Consider the following 17,238-nt stretch of genomic DNA (forward strand, 5'->3'; position numbering starts at 1 on the left):
AAAAAACTCTTCTTATAAAATAAGAAGTACTCACCAATCGCTTCAATATAATAAGTTGTTTTTTAGTATAGTATCTTAAAAATTTTGACAAAATTAGCCTAAAAATCTAAAATACAAATTTTTTTACAAAATATCTTGATTTAAAAATAAAAGTATATTTTTACATTAGTGTAATTATTTATTACTTTTAGTTTAAAATTTAACAACTAGGTAAATGTCTAAAAATTTTTTTAGTCGATTTACGTTTTATTTGTTAGAACTCAATTTGAAAAACCCATGAAAACAATTCAAGAAGCTGTCGAAATAACTATTCGAAAAACACCTTTTATAGAAGAAGCGCTCAATGAAAAATTGATCAATGTATCATCACTTGCAAGAGAAATTTTACCTGAAGTTTCAAAACTCTTAAAAAAAGATGTAAAAGTAGGTGCTGTGATGATGGCAATAAATAGGTTGTCTCCAGTAAATGAATTGCGAATTAGAAAGAACATTAAAAAACTAGCACTTGACTTAGGTGATGTTATTGTTCGATCTGACCTATGCGACTTTACCTTTAAAAACACACCTTCTTTATTAAAGGAAATTGCAAAAATTTTAAGTAAATCTGCTGATAGTAACGATTATTTTTTAACTGTTTCTCAGGGGATTTTCGAAACGAATATTGTAACAAGTAAAAACTTACAACCGTTTGTAGAAGACATTTTTAAAAGTGAAATTTTAATTAATAATGTAAATGATCTTGCTTCGATTACCATAAAACTTCCAAAAGAAAACTTAGAACAATCAGGAGTTTATTACTTTATATTAAAGCAGTTTGCTTGGGCAAATATTGCCGTTCAAGAAGTTATATCTACTACCCATGAAATGACAATTGTTGTAAAGGAACAAGATGTAAATGAAACATTTGCCATTTTAATGGATTTAAAACTAAACTAATACATGGAAAAAAAAGATCCCTTTGCTTCTCTTCGAATAAAAGAGTTTAATATATTTTTATTAGTAAGATTTGCATTGGTATTTGCCTGGTCTATGCAATTTATAATTGTTGAATGGCAGGTGTATTCTTTAACAAAAGATCCATGGAGTTTAGGACTCATTGGTGCCTTTGAATTTGTACCTGCATTTTCTATGGCGCTGTTTGCTGGGCATATCGTTGATCAAAAGGAAAAGAGAAACTTATTAGCGCTCTGTATTGCCTTATTTTCATTAATTAGTTTTGGTTTATACTTTTTAACCGATCCAGATTATGTGGAAGGTTGGAACTCTAAAACCGTATTATATTCAATTTATGCTCTTGTTTTTTTCGGTGGATTTTTACGTTCGTTTTTCGGACCTACCATTTTCTCTTTAGTGGCGTTAATTGTTCCAAAACGATTGTATCCAAATGCCGCTACATGGAGTAGTACCACTTGGCAAGTAGCTGGAGTATTAGGGCCTGCCTTTGCTGGATATTCTATTTCTTGGATTGGAGTAAGTAAATCATTGAGTATTGTTTTCGCTCTCGTTTTATTTTCTCTTTTCATGGTATTTTTTATAAAGAAAAAACCAATTTTAAATCCTAAGAAAGGAGAGTCTATTAAAAAGAGTCTTAAAGAAGGAATTTCCTTTGTGTTTAAAACCAAAGCAATCCTTGGAGCTATTACTTTAGATATGATTTCGGTTCTTTTTGGTGGAGCAATTGCTTTATTACCTGTATTTGCTCAGGATATACTCGAAGTAGGAGCTACTGGATTTGGAGCCTTAAGAGCTGCACCTGCAGTAGGAGCTTTCTTAACAATGTTAGTTACGGCCTTTATTCCAATAAGTAAAAATGCTGGTATGAAATTGTTAAGTGCAATTTTCGGTTTTGGAATTTGTGTAATTATTTTTGGAGCTTCTAAAATTTTCTTGGTGTCTTTAGTTGCGTTATTCTTTTACGGTGTTACTGATGGCGTTTCTATGGTTATCAGACAAACTATTTTACAACTGAAAACACCCGATCACATGCGTGGTAGAGTAGCATCAGTAAATTCTATGTTTGTGGGATCTTCAAATGAATTAGGAGCACTTGAGAGCGGTTTAACAGCAAAATTAATGGGAACGGTTACCGCAGTTATTTTTGGTGGAACTATGACCTTAATTACCGTTGTTGCTACGGGAATATTCAATCCTACTTTAAGAAAACTAGATTTATCAAAAGATTTAGAAGAACACGAGAAATCCGAATAGTTTAGCAATTAACAATCAACGGATAGTAGCTGTTTTCTAACAAATAATAAATTGATTTTTGTTTTGAATTATTATGATTCATCTTTATGAATGATAATTGGATCCTGAATTGAGTTTTTTCTCATAAGAGGATATCATTTGAAAAACTTGAATCATGACAAACAGCATTTACTTTTTTACCTCGTTTACAGAGCCAGAAAAACTATTAGAAACACTTTATAGTTTTAATCCAACGGTCTTGGAATCTGAAATTAGCATTCCTAATTTAAATGTTAAAATTAGTGATGGTGACGATTACTTTCTTGCACAACGTGAAGGCATGTTAAACTTTTATTCAGGACTTATAAATCCTGATTATATGGAGGTTCATTCCAAGTTTTTAATGCACTTAGCCTCGTGTGTAAAAGGATATCAAATTGAGTTTGATTCTGAAGAAGAAATTACAACTATTATCAATGCTTTGATAGATGAAATGTACGGACTCATTTTTTCTCCGTCAATGGCTTTCTACACAAAAAATTGGCAATTAATTATTGATTCTGGAGGTAGTTGTGAACTGAGTGAGTATGATGTTAAAATGTCTGCTCAAACTTTTGATGCAGGTATTCAATCAGATCCTGAAAGTGAGAGAAGGAAAAAAGCTACAATTGATTTATTACAACAAAGAGGAATTCCTACCTTAGAAAGTCTACCCGTAACACCTTCATCAAGTCAAATTAAATATAGAACTGAAGAAGAGGTTGCTAACCGAATTATTACTCTGGCAGCAGTAGCTGTAAAAGGAGAACTTAAAAAATCAGATATCTCTTTTCAGGTTTTAGAAAAGTATGGTGTCCATCCAGATAACGTATCTCCTTGGGAGCTTCATTTTTTGAGAAATACCGAATTGGAAGAACAAGATTATGTAAACGCTATTTGGCGTTATGAATCTCTTTATGTTTTAATGTGGGCAACAGGGTATACTGATGAATTACTTTTTCCTTCGCAAATTGTAGATGTAGCTTCACTTATTGAGCCAATCAGAGAGTTTCGTGATTTTGAAGAGTTTTTACTTAATTACAATTTAAGAGATATCAATGAAATATTAGATCAACTTGATTTAACCTATCGATTGCACTGGGCTTGTGTGAATGCACGAGTTAAAAATGAACCCACTCCCTCTAATATAAACACGAGTGTGGTGTATGAAAGACATTATGCGTTAAATTGGTTAATTGATCGCTATGGAGAAGATTGGGATAATGTGTCAACAAGCACTTAAAATATAAGAATGTATGTTTAAAAAACTTTTTGGAAAGAATAAATCGGAAAAGATAGAGGTGAATCAAGATTGGGCTTCTTTTTTCTGTAGAATTGAAGATAAACCAGCCTCGATACGATTGAACTTAGCACTTCATCAAGTAGCTCCAATTAACGGTTATTATCAACAAATATGGTTTTCAGTGAAACTATTACATCCAGACGAAAATGGTTTTACGACAAGGGAAGAATTCGAAACAATTAATGCTATCGAAGACACCATTTTTGATAATATCAGCACGAAACATGATGTTATTTTAGCTGGCGCCATAAAAACAGATGGTCGTTTAGATTTGTATATGTATGCACCTGCCACTGATGACATAGAGAAAATTGTTAAGGACACGATGCTACAACAATTTAAAGAGTATCGATATGCCATCGATTTTAAAGAAGACAAAGAATGGAATGATTATTACAATTTCCTATATCCGAATCCGTATGAGTTTCAAACAATTCAAAATGGTAAAGTAATCATGCAATTACGAGAGCATGGAGATAACCCTGAAAAGAAACGAAAAGTTGATCATTGGATATATTTTAAAAACAATAATGAAGCCGACGTGTTTATTGAGGCCGTGATTGATTTAGGTTATGAAATTCTAAACAAAGAAAAAAATGAGGAAAATGAATTTCAATACAGCGTAAATATTGCGAGAGAAGACGTTACTATACCGCACGAAGTAAATGATTATGTTTGGGAGTTAATGGAATTGGCGAATAAAAGTAACGGAATGTATGACGGTTGGGGATGCCCAATAGCAAATTAAATTATTTCAACTTGGTAAACAAATCCCATAAAACAACACCACAACTTACTGATATGTTTAAAGAGTGTTTGGTTCCTAGCTGAGGTATTTCAATACAAACATCAGAATTAGAAACAACTTCTTGTTGAACTCCTTTGACTTCATTACCAAAAACAACCGCAATTTTTTTCGAACCATCGGGAGTAAAAGTATCAAGCATAGTACTATTCTCGGCTTGTTCAATACTTGCTACGATAACATCATCATTTTTAAGTTTGTTGACCAATTCAACGGAACTTTCAACATATTCCCATTCAACAGATTCGGTTGCGCCTAAAGCGGTTTTATGAATTTCCTTATTAGGAGGAGTTGCTGTAATACCACACAAGTAAATCTTTTCAATTAAAAAAGCATCAGAAGTTCTAAATACCGAACCAATATTATTTAAACTTCGAATATTATCTAAAACCACGATTATAGGAGTTTTAGAAGTTTCCTTAAACTCTTCTACACTAATTCTTCCTAACTCACTGTTTTTAAGTTTTCTCATATCTAAATACAACTTTAATAATGTTGGTCAGTTGTCTATAAAGTAACTCTTAAAATCTAACAACTAATCACTTTTTTCTATCTTCGCAAAACTAATCGAAAAAAATCAAAAAACTTGGCAAAAGCAAAGGCAAAAAAGGTAACCCCACTAATGCAACAATATAACGGGATAAAAGGAAAATATCCAGATGCAATGTTATTATTTAGGGTGGGTGATTTTTATGAAACCTTTGGTGATGATGCTATCAAAGCATCTGAAGTACTAGGTATTATTTTAACTAAAAGAGGAGCTGGGAGTGAAAGTGAAACGGCTTTAGCTGGTTTTCCGCACCATTCCTTAAATACTTATTTGCCAAAGTTAGTGAAGGCTGGACTTCGTGTGGCTATTTGTGATCAGTTAGAAGATCCGAAAATGACTAAAAAGATTGTAAAACGTGGTGTTACTGAATTGGTAACTCCAGGTGTTGCATTAAACGACGATATTTTACAGTCTAAATCAAATAACTTCTTAGCGGCTGTTCATTTTGGAAAGAAATTAATTGGTGTTTCTTTCTTAGATGTTTCTACAGGAGAATATTTAATTGCTCAAGGAAATGAGGAGTATGTTGATAAACTCTTACAAAACTTTTCGCCAAGTGAAGTATTGGTTCAAAAGCAGTTTAAACAACGGTTTTTAGAGCTTTTTACCAATAGATTTCATACGTTTTATTTAGAAGATTGGGTGTTTCAAAAAGATTATGGATTTGAAACATTAATCAATCATTTCAAAGTAAAAAACTTAAAAGGATTTGGTGTTGATGAGTTAGAGCATGGTATTGTAGCGGGTGGAGCTGTAATGTATTACCTTTCAGAAACACAACATAATAAGTTAGAGCATATTCAATCGATTAGCAGAATTGCTGAAGACAATTATGTTTGGATGGATCGTTTTACCATAAAAAACCTTGAGTTATACGGAGGTAATTCGATGAATTCTGTTTCATTGTTAAACATTATTGACAAAACTATTTCTCCAATGGGAGGAAGATTGTTAAAGCGATGGTTAGCACTTCCTTTAAAAGATTTAGATGCTATTAAACAGCGCCATGAATTGGTAAAGTTTTTAATTGATTCGGATGCTTTCTTAGAAACCGTAACCTATCAGTTAAAACAGATTTCTGATATTGAACGTTTGATTTCGAAGGTGGCAACAGGAAAGGTTTCACCTAGAGAAACCGTGTTGTTAAAAGATTCATTAAAAGCAATTATTCCTATAAAACAAGCCGCTGAAAGTAGTAAGAACGCTTCGGTAAAATTAATAGGAAGTCAGTTAAACGATTGTAAAGAGTTAATCGAAAAAATAACCACTACGGTTTTTGATGATGCTCCTGTAAATATTAACAAAGGAAACGCCATTGCGAATGGTATTTCCGAAGAGTTAGATGAGCTTCGAAGCATAGCGGATTCTGGAAAAGAATATCTTGACAATATGTTGGCAAGAGAAACTGAAAGAACTGGAATTCCTAGCTTAAAAATAGCCTTCAACAATGTTTTCGGATATTATATTGAAGTAAGAAATACGCATAAAGATAAGGTTCCTGAAGAATGGATTCGTAAGCAAACCTTGGTAAATGCCGAGCGTTATATCACAGAAGAATTAAAAGAATACGAAGCTAAAATCTTGGGTGCTGAAGAAAAAATTCAGCAACTAGAAAGTGAAATATTCAGTGAGCTTATTAATTATATAATTGGGTTTGTTCAACCAGTGCAGCATAATGCACAATTGATAGCACAAATCGATTGTTTATTATCGTTTGCAACGTTAGCTATTGAAAACAATTATGTGCGTCCTGTGGTTGATAAAAGTACCGATATTGAAATCAAAAATGGGCGTCATCCCGTTATTGAAAAGCAATTGCCAATTGGTGAAGAGTATATTGCCAATGATGTTGTGTTGAATAGAAATCAACAACAAGTAATCATGATTACCGGACCCAACATGTCGGGTAAATCGGCCATTTTACGCCAAACAGCGCTAATCGTATTATTAGCTCAAATGGGAAGTTATGTACCTGCGCAAAACGCTCGCATAGGATTGGTAGACAAAATTTTTACCAGAGTAGGTGCTAGTGATAATATTTCGATGGGAGAATCTACGTTTATGGTAGAAATGAATGAAACAGCATCTATTCTGAATAACATATCAGAAAGAAGTTTGGTGTTACTCGATGAAATTGGAAGAGGAACCTCTACTTATGATGGTATTTCGATTGCTTGGGCTATTGCTGAATATTTACATGAACATCCTTCAAAAGCAAAAACACTGTTTGCCACACACTACCACGAATTAAATGAAATGACAACTACTTTTGAACGTATCAAGAACTTCAACGTTTCAGTAAAAGAGTTGGAAGACAGTATTATATTCTTAAGAAAATTAGTAGCAGGAGGAAGTAATCACAGTTTTGGAATTCATGTAGCGAAACTTGCAGGAATGCCTTCTATGGTAATTCGAAGAGCTAACAAAATACTAAAACAGTTAGAAGAAACGCATGCTCATAGTGAAGTAAAGGATACTTTAAAAGGTGTGAATAACGAGGAAATGCAGTTAAGTTTTTTCCAATTAGATGATCCATTATTAGAAGATTTAAGAGAAGAAATACTCACTACGAATATTGATACCCTTACGCCTATTGAAGCTTTAATGAAGCTTAATGAAATTAAGCGTATGTTGGTGAAGAAGTAAAGAGACAATCTTGAAATTATGATTCATTAGTTTTATTGAGGTTAGTTGTGACATCTTGAAGATGTAAATAAGAAAAAGAGCTTCTTATGAAGCTCTAATATTTGTTTTTAACATAACTCGCAGAAAGAATAATCGGGCTCACTTCCGCCACTTCCGCAATAAGCATCAACCAAAGCCCAATTACCACCACAGCTGCCACAAGCCCAATACACTAAAGTACACGAATCACTTTTATTTAAGCAATTAATAAAGGATTTGGCTTTTTCTTCATTAGAATTTTGAATTTCTTGAATAAATTTTCCAAAAGAAAAATAAATTCCAGCTAAGAAATCGTTTTTTACTTCCCTTGCTGTTTCGAATAACCTAAGATTTAAATCTTTTTTCGTTTTCAACAAATTATCAAAATTTATTGTAATTTCAAGTTTCTTTTTTCCTTTTTCTAAATTAATATGAGGCAATTTAGAATTTTCGCTTTTAATTCTCATTGTATATGGTTTTTAATTATTGCCAATTTAGAAGTTAGACCCTTGTATATAAATACCTACAAATAGGTATTATTAAAGAATATGGTCTAAAACAATATTTATTGTCCGACTGGCGCTCGTTTACAATGAGTGACTAAACTAAAAAAGCGTTTGTAACGCCAAAAAAGTAAATTATGTCAGAGAAATATAAAGTAATAGATAGTATTATCATTCAATATCATCTTCGGTATTCAAAGTTTTATCTTTACCTAGTGACTTTAAGATGTATTCATTCTCATTGATTTTCTTATAATAAAAAGGACTGCCCCAATGATCTTTTAAAAGATGTTTATGTAAAGGGTTATTTCTAATAACTTCTTCTAAGTTATTTGGATATGTTCCATTGAAAGTCTTTTCTCTTAAAAGAAGTTCCCTAAGTTCAATTAGATGTTGTTCATTCTTATTATGAAATATAGAAAAAACATTAAACTGAATAATTGCTATTATCATTAAAAACAAAATAAAAACAACAATATAGGTTCTCATAAAAGGAGAAATCATTCTTTTTTTGGGAAGGTTGTTTTCTCTTTCATATGCTCTTCTTTTTTTTCGTTTTTTTAAAAACAATAACTGCTGTATTTCTAAACCTATTTCTGCGAAAAACTCTATTAAAAAACCAATCATAAAAGATTATTTATTCATTAAATGCAATTTTAAAATATTTATATAAATGTCAAAAAAGAAGAAGCTATTACTTAAGACATTTGATATATAATAATTCCTTATACCCAAAAGTATTAAAACAATATTTATTGTCCTATTTTTGATCCCTATTATGAACCACGATATTAGCTTTCAACGAATTAATAAATTAGCCATTCCAGCTTTAATTGCTGGTGTTGCTGAACCCTTGTTATCTACTACCGATTTGGCTATTGTAGGAAACATTCAAAACAATGCAACTGAGAGTATTGCGGCTATTGGAATTGTAGGTGCTTTTTTATCGATGTTAATTTGGGTATTTGGTCAAACAAGAAGTGCCATTTCTTCGATAGTATCTCAATATTTAGGAGCCAATAAATTGGATGAAATTAGGGATTTGCCTGCGCAGGCAGTGGTCTTGGTAGTCTCTACAAGTTTGGTAATTTTAGCCTTAAGCTACCCGTTTGCCCGACAGATATTCGAATTTTATAATGCTAAAGGAATCATTCTGGATTTTTCAATTGAATATTACAAAATACGTGTTTTTGGTTTTCCATTTACGCTGTTTGTAATTGCCATTTTCGGGGTGTTTAGAGGTTTACAAAACACTTATTATCCAATGTTAATAGCCATTGTAGGAACTATAGTTAACATTGTGCTAGACTTTGTTTTAGTATATGGTATCGAAAACTATATTCCCGCTATGAATATTCAAGGAGCTGCTTATGCAAGTGTTATTGCTCAGTTTATAATGGCCTTATTATCGGTGTATTTATTACTTACTAAAACATCTATTCGATTAAAATTCAGCTTACCATTCAATACTGAAATATCACGTTTCATAAGTATCATAGCAAACCTTTTTGTACGAACAATTGCTTTAAACCTAGCGCTATATTTCGGAACATCGTATGCCACAGCTTACGGAAACGAATATATTGCTGCTTATACCATTGGCTTAAACCTTTGGTTAATGGGGGCTTTTATGATTGATGGTTATTCAAGTGCTGGAAACATTCTTTCAGGAAAGTTATTGGGAGCAAAAGCTTATAAAACCTTATTAAAATTAGGAAGAAAACTAATTATCTATGGATTGCTCTTTGGTGGAGTTTTAGCTTTGGTAGGCTTTATATTTTATTCGTTCATTGGAAAAATATTTACCAAAGAAACACTGGTTTTAGAACAGTTTTATAATAGTTTCTGGATTATATTATTAATGCAGCCTATTTGTTCAGTAGCCTTTATTTATGATGGTATGTTCAAAGGGATGGGCGAAGCCAAACATTTGAGAAATATATTACTCTTGGCAACAACATTTGTATTTATTCCGGTATTGATGCTTTTTGATCATTTTGATTATAAGTTATATGCTATTTGGATTGCTTTTTACTGTTGGATTATTGCTCGGGGTATTCCTTTGATTTTTATTTTTAGAAATAAGTTTTTACCTCTGGCGAAACAAGAAAAAACTGAATAGAAACCATCATTGAAGTCATTTCGACCGTAGGGAGAAATCTATCACAATTTTTGAATATTATTTAAAGTTTTTCAGATTTCTCAGTCGTAATCATTCCTTCGAAATGTGGTTGTTTTTTATGGAGTTTTTCTACTTTAAAAATTCTTATTTTTGAAGAAATCTTACAGAAAAATGACAACAACTCGACCTAACGGAAGTTTATATACTAAAATTGAAAACAAAATTGCTACTGTTGAATTTGGTCATCCAGCAAGTAATTCATTTCCTAGTGAATTATTAGAGCGTTTGGCAAATGAATTTGATTCATTATCTACCAACGATGAAGTAGCAATTATTGTATTAAAATCTGAAGGAAATAGAGCTTTTTGTGCTGGGGCTTCATTCGATGAATTGGTAGCAATTACAGACCTAGAGGATGGTAAAAAATTCTTTTCAGGTTTTGCCAATGTGATCAACGCAATGCGTAAATGTTCAAAACTAATTTTAGGAAGAGTACAAGGTAAAACTGTTGGAGGAGGAGTAGGGCTAGCAGCTGCCTGTGATTATGTTTTAGCCACAGAGCACGCCTCAATTAAACTTTCTGAATTTACGATAGGAATTGGTCCTTTTGTTATCGCTCCTGCTGTAAAACGTAAAGTCGGAATTAGTGGTTTATCAGAATTAACTTTAGATGCTACCAACTGGAAAAATGCATATTGGGCAAAAGAAAAAGGATTGTACGCCAGAGTATTTGAAACTATTGAAGAGTTAGATAAAGAAGTTGAGTTGTTTTCTGAAAAATTAGCGTCTTATAACCCTGAAGCTTTGGATGAAATGAAAAAAGCACTTTGGATAGGTACCGAAAATTGGGATAACTTATTAATTGAAAGAGCAGAAACTTCTGGAAAACTAGTGTTATCGGATTTTACTAAAAAAGCATTGGCAAAATTTAAGAAATAAAAAAACTCTTGCGGATCTTAAATCCGCAAGAGCAATTAACAAAAATAAAGGTGAAACCAATTAGTTTTTATCACTAGTATTGAAATACTTTGGTTTCCAAATAAGGTTTCCAAAAATCATTTTGAGTTTATGTTTTAAAGTTCTGCACTTTTTGACATCTCTGTAGATATTGGCGTATTCAATAAAGTTAATAGTAATTGGGTTGTTGGTTTTAATGTTTTTAGTCAAACCATAAATAACCTTTTCTTCTTCCCTTCGAAACGTTCCGAATAATTTATCCCAAAGAATCAATATTCCCCCGTAATTTTTATCTAAGTATTTATTATTCGATCCATGATGCACTCTGTGTGTTGATGGTGTGTTAAACACTTCATCTAGCCAACCTAATTTACCAATACGTTCAGTATGAATCCATGTTTGGTATTGAGCAACTAATACGAGTCCAACAATAGCTTGAAAAGGAGTAAAACCTATTATGATCATGGGAATTAAGAAAATCCATTCAAACAATCCTTCTACAATACTAAGGCGCATAGCTATAGTTAAGTTATAATCTTCTGAGGAATGATGTACGCTATGACTAGCCCACAAAATTCGATGCTCATGTTCAATTCTGTGCATCCAATAATAAGTAAAGTCTGCTACAAAAATGGCAAGCACCCATGTCCAAAAATTCATAGGAATTTCGAACAATGAAAAATGTTGTAAAGGAACTAGAGCGATAATTCCAATACTACCCACAACTGTTTTATCTAACAATTGGTTCATAAAGAATATGATGACATTTGCCCAAGAATCTTTCCACCTTCTTTTTTTATTTGAAAAAAAATCTAATAAAAATTCAATACTAATTAGTAGTAGGTTAAAGACAAAAAAGAAAGCAACATATTTCACGATGGGTGCTTGCTCAAACAAAAAAGTAAGTTGTTTAAAATCCATTATTTTTTAGTAGGTATAAAGTAAGAAAACCACAAAAACCATAGTAGGTTAAGGAAAACCCAGAAAGAGGCGTTAGCTGTAAAGAAATAACCAATTTCTGGGAGTTTATATATCCCAATAAATCCTAAAAACCCTAAATACCAATAGTCGTCGAATTTGTAGTTTTTCATCTGTTAATTTCATATATAATTAAGATGAGGTAAAAGTAGAACATGTATGAAGTGACGGTTTGTTCATTTAGGACAAAGCGAAAAAAGTTGCGTAAAATCGTCTTTAAAGATGATAAATTTGAAGCATAAAAAACACCTCTACTGAGGTGTTTTTTGTTTTTTTATCTTAGGTCGAATGATATATTAATTCACGAAAATATGATTTGTAAATAATGTGTGTGGTGCACTTACTAAGTTTATGTCGAATTTCAAAGAGGGTTCAACTCTCGAACTTGCATTATGAATTCTAAATGAAATCTGCCAGCCTTCATTTAATGATACTAAGAGTGTTGTTGTTGAATTTTCTTGATATACTATTTCAATAAGTCTTGTAGGTAGTTTTAACTTTGAAATTTTAGCTTTAGGTTTAATTTTTTCAAAAGGTAAATTAAGCGTTCCATGTAAATTATAAGCTTGAATTTCTAATTTGTTTTTACCTTTAATTACTTTATAAAAGTCTTTATTACCAACTAGATATTGTACCAAGTTTTCAGCTATAATATTTGGGTTTTCTTTATCAAGTCGAAGTAACTCCTTTCTAAATGCATTTAAAATAGGAATATAAACTAATTGATGCATATTCTCAATTGACGTCCATTTGGTTGATTTATCTTTTGTCTTTATATCAACCAGCATATCGAAAATTGGTCGTATTTCATTAAAGTAATTTTCTGAACAAGGAATTCCCATCCATTTTTCACCAAAATCGATTTTTTGAGATAGTCTGGAGTGTTTAACAGCTCTATGGTTATTCTTTGCAGAAACACCAATTTCCCATTTTTGCAATGAACGGATCATCAATAAATCTCTAACATCTCCACTTTGACCTGCTCGATCACTTACTAACTCAAGGTTTAATAAGTCTTCTTCGTTTATTCCATTTGATAGTCTCGGTTCAATATCAATTAGAAAATTAATTGTTGCGCTGGCGGTAATTCTAAATAGATCTTGTTCAGATTCGTCGAAACTATCGAAAAAGGCTTTTGCTGTTTTATAAGGTTCGTTTTCTGAAATCGTAACATTCGTGAGAGTTTTTAATCTTATATAAAATTCAAAAAGTAAAGCATATTCAAACGCTTTACCATTAATAGTTTGGTTAGCCATAAATTATAAAAGAGTATTTTCTAATGCAGTTTTCGCCTTTTTCAATTGACTTAGGTTTAAGTTTTTTTCAGCATTTTCTATTTGAGCTTTTATACCAAGTGCAATATGTTTAGCAAGATTTACTGGAACCGCATTACCTATCATTTTATAGCCAGCTGAGATATTATTGTAATGAAAAACAAAGTTATTTGGAAATGTTTGTATTCTTGCACATTCTCTAACGCTTAACCTACGATATAAATTCTCTTTTCCTGGAACAAAAACACGAACATTCTGTTCAATCAATTCCATTTTTGGTGCTTGAGGGTGAATAGGAGCATGTCTTCCACCTGCCTGAATTGTAAACGATTGCTCATCCCAACTCCTGACTCTGTTTCTGGACATAAACATAGAGGAAAAACCTCCAAGCATATATTCATGATTGGAAACTTTACAATTATTTTTATTGGTTTTATTTCCTTCTTTTGCTGGAACGACATTATCTTTTAAATCACCAATTGCTTGTTTAAGTGTTACTTTTTCTTTTAATGGTTTTGGAAATTCAAACTTAAAGTCAAGGTCTTCTCTTATACCTACAAAGAATACTCTTTTCCTATCTTGGGGCACGTTAAAATCAGAGGCATTTAAAAGTTTAAAAGACAGGTTATATCCAGCCTTCTTAAACATTAGTTTTATGTTTTTTAAGGCTTCTTTATGTCTATCCAACAACATTCCACTAACATTTTCGGCCAGAAAAAACTTAGGTTGTTTAGCTTCTAGAATCCTAATAAAATCAAAAAAGAGTTGCCCTCGTTTATCCTCAATACCACGTAAAGCACCTGCCTCACTCCAACTTTGACATGGTGGACCACCAATTATACCGTCACAATCCGGAACTTCATCAGCCGAAATATTTGTTATACTACGTCTATCAAGAACAGTGTTTTTATGGTTTTTTTCATATGTCTCCCAAATATCTTTATCATATTCGTTAGCCCAAACAATATTAAAACCTGCTTTTTCAAAACCTAAATCTAATCCGCCAGCTCCTGCGAAAAACGACACTACATTCATATATTTTATTATGTTTGAATCGATTTGTTTAATGATCTACGATATTCTGCTTTTTCTTCAGCAACTTTTAATAGCTGCTTAGAACAGTTATATTCATAGATTGATTTACCAATTTTATCAGAAATGTACTCATTCATAATTTCATCAGTTTCAATTTGAAATACTTCAGATAATAGTGGAATACGCTTTTTATCAAAATCTCTTTTATCATTCTCAATCTTACTCAAGTTAGCAGAATCTAGATTTAGTCTTGCCGCTAGTTGAGTTAGGGTCAGATTATTTTCTAACCTTAATTTTCTTATGTATTCTCCAAATGTGGTTTTCATAAGACTTGTCATTTTTTGACAAAAATATAAAAAAAACAGATATTAAAAAAGTTGGAAAAACAGCTTGTTTTTTAGTTATTGAAATAATCCCAAGTTAGTTTTGCTATTTCGGCTATAATTCTCTGATTTGTTGTATCAGGTTCTGTTGAATTACTCACTAAAACACTTAAATAAAAGTGAGATCCATCAGGTAAAAACACAATTCCAATATCATTAACGGCACCGGTTAAACCTTCCTTATTTTTTCCAGAGTGTCCCGTTTTATGTGCCACAATTGTTTCTTTTGGTAAAAAACCTCGAATACTTTTTTTACCTGTTTGAGTACCTTTTAAAACGTCCAGTAAAAAGCCATAGCTTTTCTTACTTAGAAGATTGTTAGCATTTTTATAAAACAACTTTAAAGTTTTATTAGCGGCCTTTGCAGTCGTCCAATTTTCAAATTGACGATCCCACTGAGCTTGCATGTTAATTTCATTGTGAACAATAGCAATATCTTTAATACCTATGTTGTGTAAATAGTTTTCTACAACTTTTAAGCCTCCAGCGAGTTCAAAGAGCAAATCACAGCCAAGATTATCACTCCAGGCAACTGTATATTCAATCATTTCAGCTAATGATATTTCAGCACCATTTGGATATTTTTTTCGCAAAGGGCTCCATAAATGATTGTACTTCTCAATAGTTTTTTTATCGATTGTAATAGATTCGTTCAAATCAAGCTTTCCTAAATCAACTTGATGAAGTACAGCCAACGCTAAATGATATTTAAATACACTTTGCATAGGTAAATGACTATCACCATTAATAGAAATAATATCCTTTGGATTTACTCCTTCAATTGCAACTCCAACATGTGCCTTTTTGTTTTTGAGAACTTCATGTATTTGCTGTTTCAAAAGATCAATTGATTGTGCATTGAGATAGTTTAAAGCCAGGAAACATAGCAATAAGGTAAGTAATGTTTTTCTCATTTTTGTAGCGGTAGTATTAATCATATAGCAATTTAAGTGATTATTGTTACCGATAAAATTAAACAAAAAATATTGAAGTTTTGTTAACGAAATTTATCCGAAGACGCTAATTCATAAATAAATTAGAGATATATGTTTTTGATGTGCTTTTTTTATATGAAAAACTTATATTTTTCCTATCATAGACATTGTATTGAGGATACAATGTGCAATAATTAAAGGCCATAAATTTCTTCCAAATTTCACATAGGCTATTCCCATTATCAACCCAATAATCCCTACTGTAATGGATCTTTCTGATATATCATAGGAATGTCTAAAACCAAAAATTACAGCTTGTAAAATAACGGCAAAAGTAGTGGCTAAATTGGTTTTAGAAAACAGTCGTTCAAACCAATTAATTAAAAAACCTCTATCCAATAATTCTTCTAATGTTGATTGAATTAGGATAAATGGAATGATTTTAAAAAAATGAATCCAGTTTCCTTTTAAATTTCCAAATTTTGAAACAGCATCTTCTGAGGAAGTATCTGGAGATAAAGTAAAAGGGAGTAGGTCTTGAACCTGTTCAAAAACAATAATTGATATTGGAATAGATATTAATATACCAATAGTTATCAAAAGTGTTTTTAAAAGACTTTTTGGTTTTTGCAAGCCTAAATCACTCCATGTTATGTTTCTCACTTTCATTCTCCATTTAGCTATTATTAGAGTTGAGAATGACCACATTAGTCCATTTGCAATAAAAGGAAATTGAGAAAGGTAAATTTCTCTAACAAGAAACATTATGGTTAGATATAAAAATATATCAAAAAGAAATCCCTTATAATCTGTTTGTTTAGTATCCATTTTCCGTTAGCTAATTCTTTAATTGGACGACGATACTTTAATTTGGTTACAATTATTATGCACGATACCAAATTGTTAAATTCCACAAGAACGATTAAACCTAGTATTGATTTCTAAATTTATTTTGCTCCATATCTCAAAGCAGTTTCAGAATCAAAAAATAAAGAAACATGGTCTGCCATTGAATTTACAGTTCCATCTGATCTTATTTCTAATGCGGAAATTATTACATTTAACTCATTTTCAAAGCTAATTTCAATGTCTTGAGGATAGTAAGTTTTTTTGAAATTTCCATGACTGACATAACTCCAGTATGATTCAATACTTTTAATTTTTTGATTTATTCTATTAATCCAGTAAATAGATTTTGATACAATATGTTTTTGAATCTGAGGTTCCGAGCTAAATTCATTTATTATATGGCCTCTTTTAAATTTTAAGTCAAATTGGTAATACTGAGAATCCCAAACCATATAATAAGTATCTCCATTATGATCCTCTATTTGTATTCCATAATCCAATGAATGATGATCTCCTAAGTCATAATTAGGTTCACCATAATTTATTTCAAAATATGATACTTCACAAATTGATTTATTAATTAACACACTTAATTCGTTATCATATTTAGTTTTCTCAGCATTTAAGCTCATAGTCTATCGAATTAATTTTTTG

The 17,238-nt window shown here is 31.5% G+C and carries 17 protein-coding genes; 7 read left to right on the plus strand and 10 right to left on the minus strand.

Features of this window, described 5'->3' with window-relative positions:
• The first annotated feature begins 276 nt into the window (after positions 1-276).
• The 4 genes from ACKTTV_RS00335 to ACKTTV_RS00350 all read left to right on the plus strand — a co-directional run bounded on the left by ACKTTV_RS00335 (position 277) and on the right by ACKTTV_RS00350 (position 4,277).
• On the plus strand, positions 277-936 hold the full coding sequence (locus ACKTTV_RS00335) for a hypothetical protein (RefSeq protein ID WP_408028809.1): 660 nt from the start codon (positions 277-279) through the stop codon (positions 934-936).
• Between the two features lie 3 nt (positions 937-939).
• Positions 940-2,208: an MFS transporter gene (locus tag ACKTTV_RS00340; protein ID WP_408028810.1), complete on the plus strand. Its 1,269-nt coding sequence runs from the start codon at positions 940-942 to the stop codon at positions 2,206-2,208.
• 154 nt (positions 2,209-2,362) lie between these two features.
• On the plus strand, positions 2,363-3,469 hold the full coding sequence (locus ACKTTV_RS00345) for a DUF4272 domain-containing protein (RefSeq protein ID WP_408028811.1): 1,107 nt from the start codon (positions 2,363-2,365) through the stop codon (positions 3,467-3,469).
• A gap of 13 nt (positions 3,470-3,482) precedes the next feature.
• Entirely contained in the window at positions 3,483-4,277 is a 795-nt protein-coding gene (locus ACKTTV_RS00350) for a DUF695 domain-containing protein (protein ID WP_408028812.1), read from the plus strand.
• 1 nt (position 4,278) lies between these two features.
• Here ACKTTV_RS00350 and ACKTTV_RS00355 read toward each other — a convergent pair whose 3' ends face one another.
• Complete coding sequence (locus ACKTTV_RS00355) at positions 4,279-4,806, minus strand: RNA methyltransferase (protein ID WP_408028813.1); 528 nt, start codon at positions 4,804-4,806, stop codon at positions 4,279-4,281.
• A gap of 114 nt (positions 4,807-4,920) precedes the next feature.
• Between ACKTTV_RS00355 and mutS the strand changes: the two genes are divergently transcribed.
• Positions 4,921-7,530, plus strand: a complete 2,610-nt coding sequence (gene mutS, locus ACKTTV_RS00360; RefSeq protein WP_408028814.1) for a DNA mismatch repair protein MutS — start codon at positions 4,921-4,923, stop codon at positions 7,528-7,530.
• Positions 7,531-7,637: 107 nt separating this feature from the next.
• Here mutS and ACKTTV_RS00365 read toward each other — a convergent pair whose 3' ends face one another.
• Together ACKTTV_RS00365 and ACKTTV_RS00370 are read right to left on the minus strand one after the other, a co-directional pair.
• On the minus strand, positions 7,638-8,015 hold the full coding sequence (locus ACKTTV_RS00365; RefSeq protein WP_408028815.1) for a hypothetical protein: 378 nt from the start codon (positions 8,013-8,015) through the stop codon (positions 7,638-7,640).
• A gap of 207 nt (positions 8,016-8,222) precedes the next feature.
• Entirely contained in the window at positions 8,223-8,678 is a 456-nt protein-coding gene (locus tag ACKTTV_RS00370) for a hypothetical protein (RefSeq protein ID WP_408028816.1), read from the minus strand.
• Between the two features lie 151 nt (positions 8,679-8,829).
• Here ACKTTV_RS00370 and ACKTTV_RS00375 point away from each other — a divergent pair, with 151 nt between their 5' ends.
• Positions 8,830-10,173 (plus strand): MATE family efflux transporter, encoded by a 1,344-nt coding sequence (locus tag ACKTTV_RS00375; protein WP_408028817.1) that lies wholly within the window; start codon positions 8,830-8,832, stop codon positions 10,171-10,173.
• Between the two features lie 171 nt (positions 10,174-10,344).
• Positions 10,345-11,112 carry an enoyl-CoA hydratase/isomerase family protein gene (locus tag ACKTTV_RS00380; protein ID WP_408028846.1) on the plus strand — a complete coding sequence of 256 codons (768 nt, stop codon included), beginning with the start codon at positions 10,345-10,347 and terminating at the stop codon, positions 11,110-11,112.
• A gap of 60 nt (positions 11,113-11,172) precedes the next feature.
• On the opposite strand, the gene ACKTTV_RS00385 is transcribed toward ACKTTV_RS00380, so the two are convergent.
• The 7 genes from ACKTTV_RS00385 to ACKTTV_RS00415 form a co-directional block, all read right to left on the minus strand.
• Positions 11,173-12,051, minus strand: coding sequence for a sterol desaturase family protein (locus tag ACKTTV_RS00385; RefSeq protein WP_408028818.1), 879 nt, complete (start codon positions 12,049-12,051; stop codon positions 11,173-11,175).
• Between the two features lie 353 nt (positions 12,052-12,404).
• The gene (locus ACKTTV_RS00390) at positions 12,405-13,364 is read right to left on the minus strand and encodes a HaeIII family restriction endonuclease (RefSeq protein WP_408028819.1); all 960 of its coding nucleotides are present in this window, start codon (positions 13,362-13,364) and stop codon (positions 12,405-12,407) included.
• 3 nt (positions 13,365-13,367) lie between these two features.
• Positions 13,368-14,417, minus strand: a complete 1,050-nt coding sequence (locus tag ACKTTV_RS00395; RefSeq protein ID WP_408028820.1) for a DNA cytosine methyltransferase — start codon at positions 14,415-14,417, stop codon at positions 13,368-13,370.
• 8 nt (positions 14,418-14,425) lie between these two features.
• Entirely contained in the window at positions 14,426-14,743 is a 318-nt protein-coding gene (locus ACKTTV_RS00400) for a helix-turn-helix domain-containing protein (RefSeq protein WP_408028821.1), read from the minus strand.
• A gap of 71 nt (positions 14,744-14,814) precedes the next feature.
• Positions 14,815-15,714, minus strand: coding sequence for a class A beta-lactamase, subclass A2 (gene bla, locus ACKTTV_RS00405; RefSeq protein ID WP_408028822.1), 900 nt, complete (start codon positions 15,712-15,714; stop codon positions 14,815-14,817).
• Between the two features lie 165 nt (positions 15,715-15,879).
• A complete protein-coding gene (locus ACKTTV_RS00410; protein WP_408028823.1) occupies positions 15,880-16,563 on the minus strand; it encodes a CPBP family intramembrane glutamic endopeptidase in 684 nt (227 codons plus the stop codon).
• Between the two features lie 119 nt (positions 16,564-16,682).
• The gene (locus ACKTTV_RS00415; RefSeq protein WP_408028824.1) at positions 16,683-17,216 is read right to left on the minus strand and encodes a hypothetical protein; all 534 of its coding nucleotides are present in this window, start codon (positions 17,214-17,216) and stop codon (positions 16,683-16,685) included.
• Between the last annotated feature and the right edge of the window lie 22 nt (positions 17,217-17,238).

It is taken from the genome of Tenacibaculum xiamenense, from assembly GCF_964513065.1.
GTDB classification, from domain to species: domain Bacteria; phylum Bacteroidota; class Bacteroidia; order Flavobacteriales; family Flavobacteriaceae; genus Polaribacter; species Polaribacter xiamenense.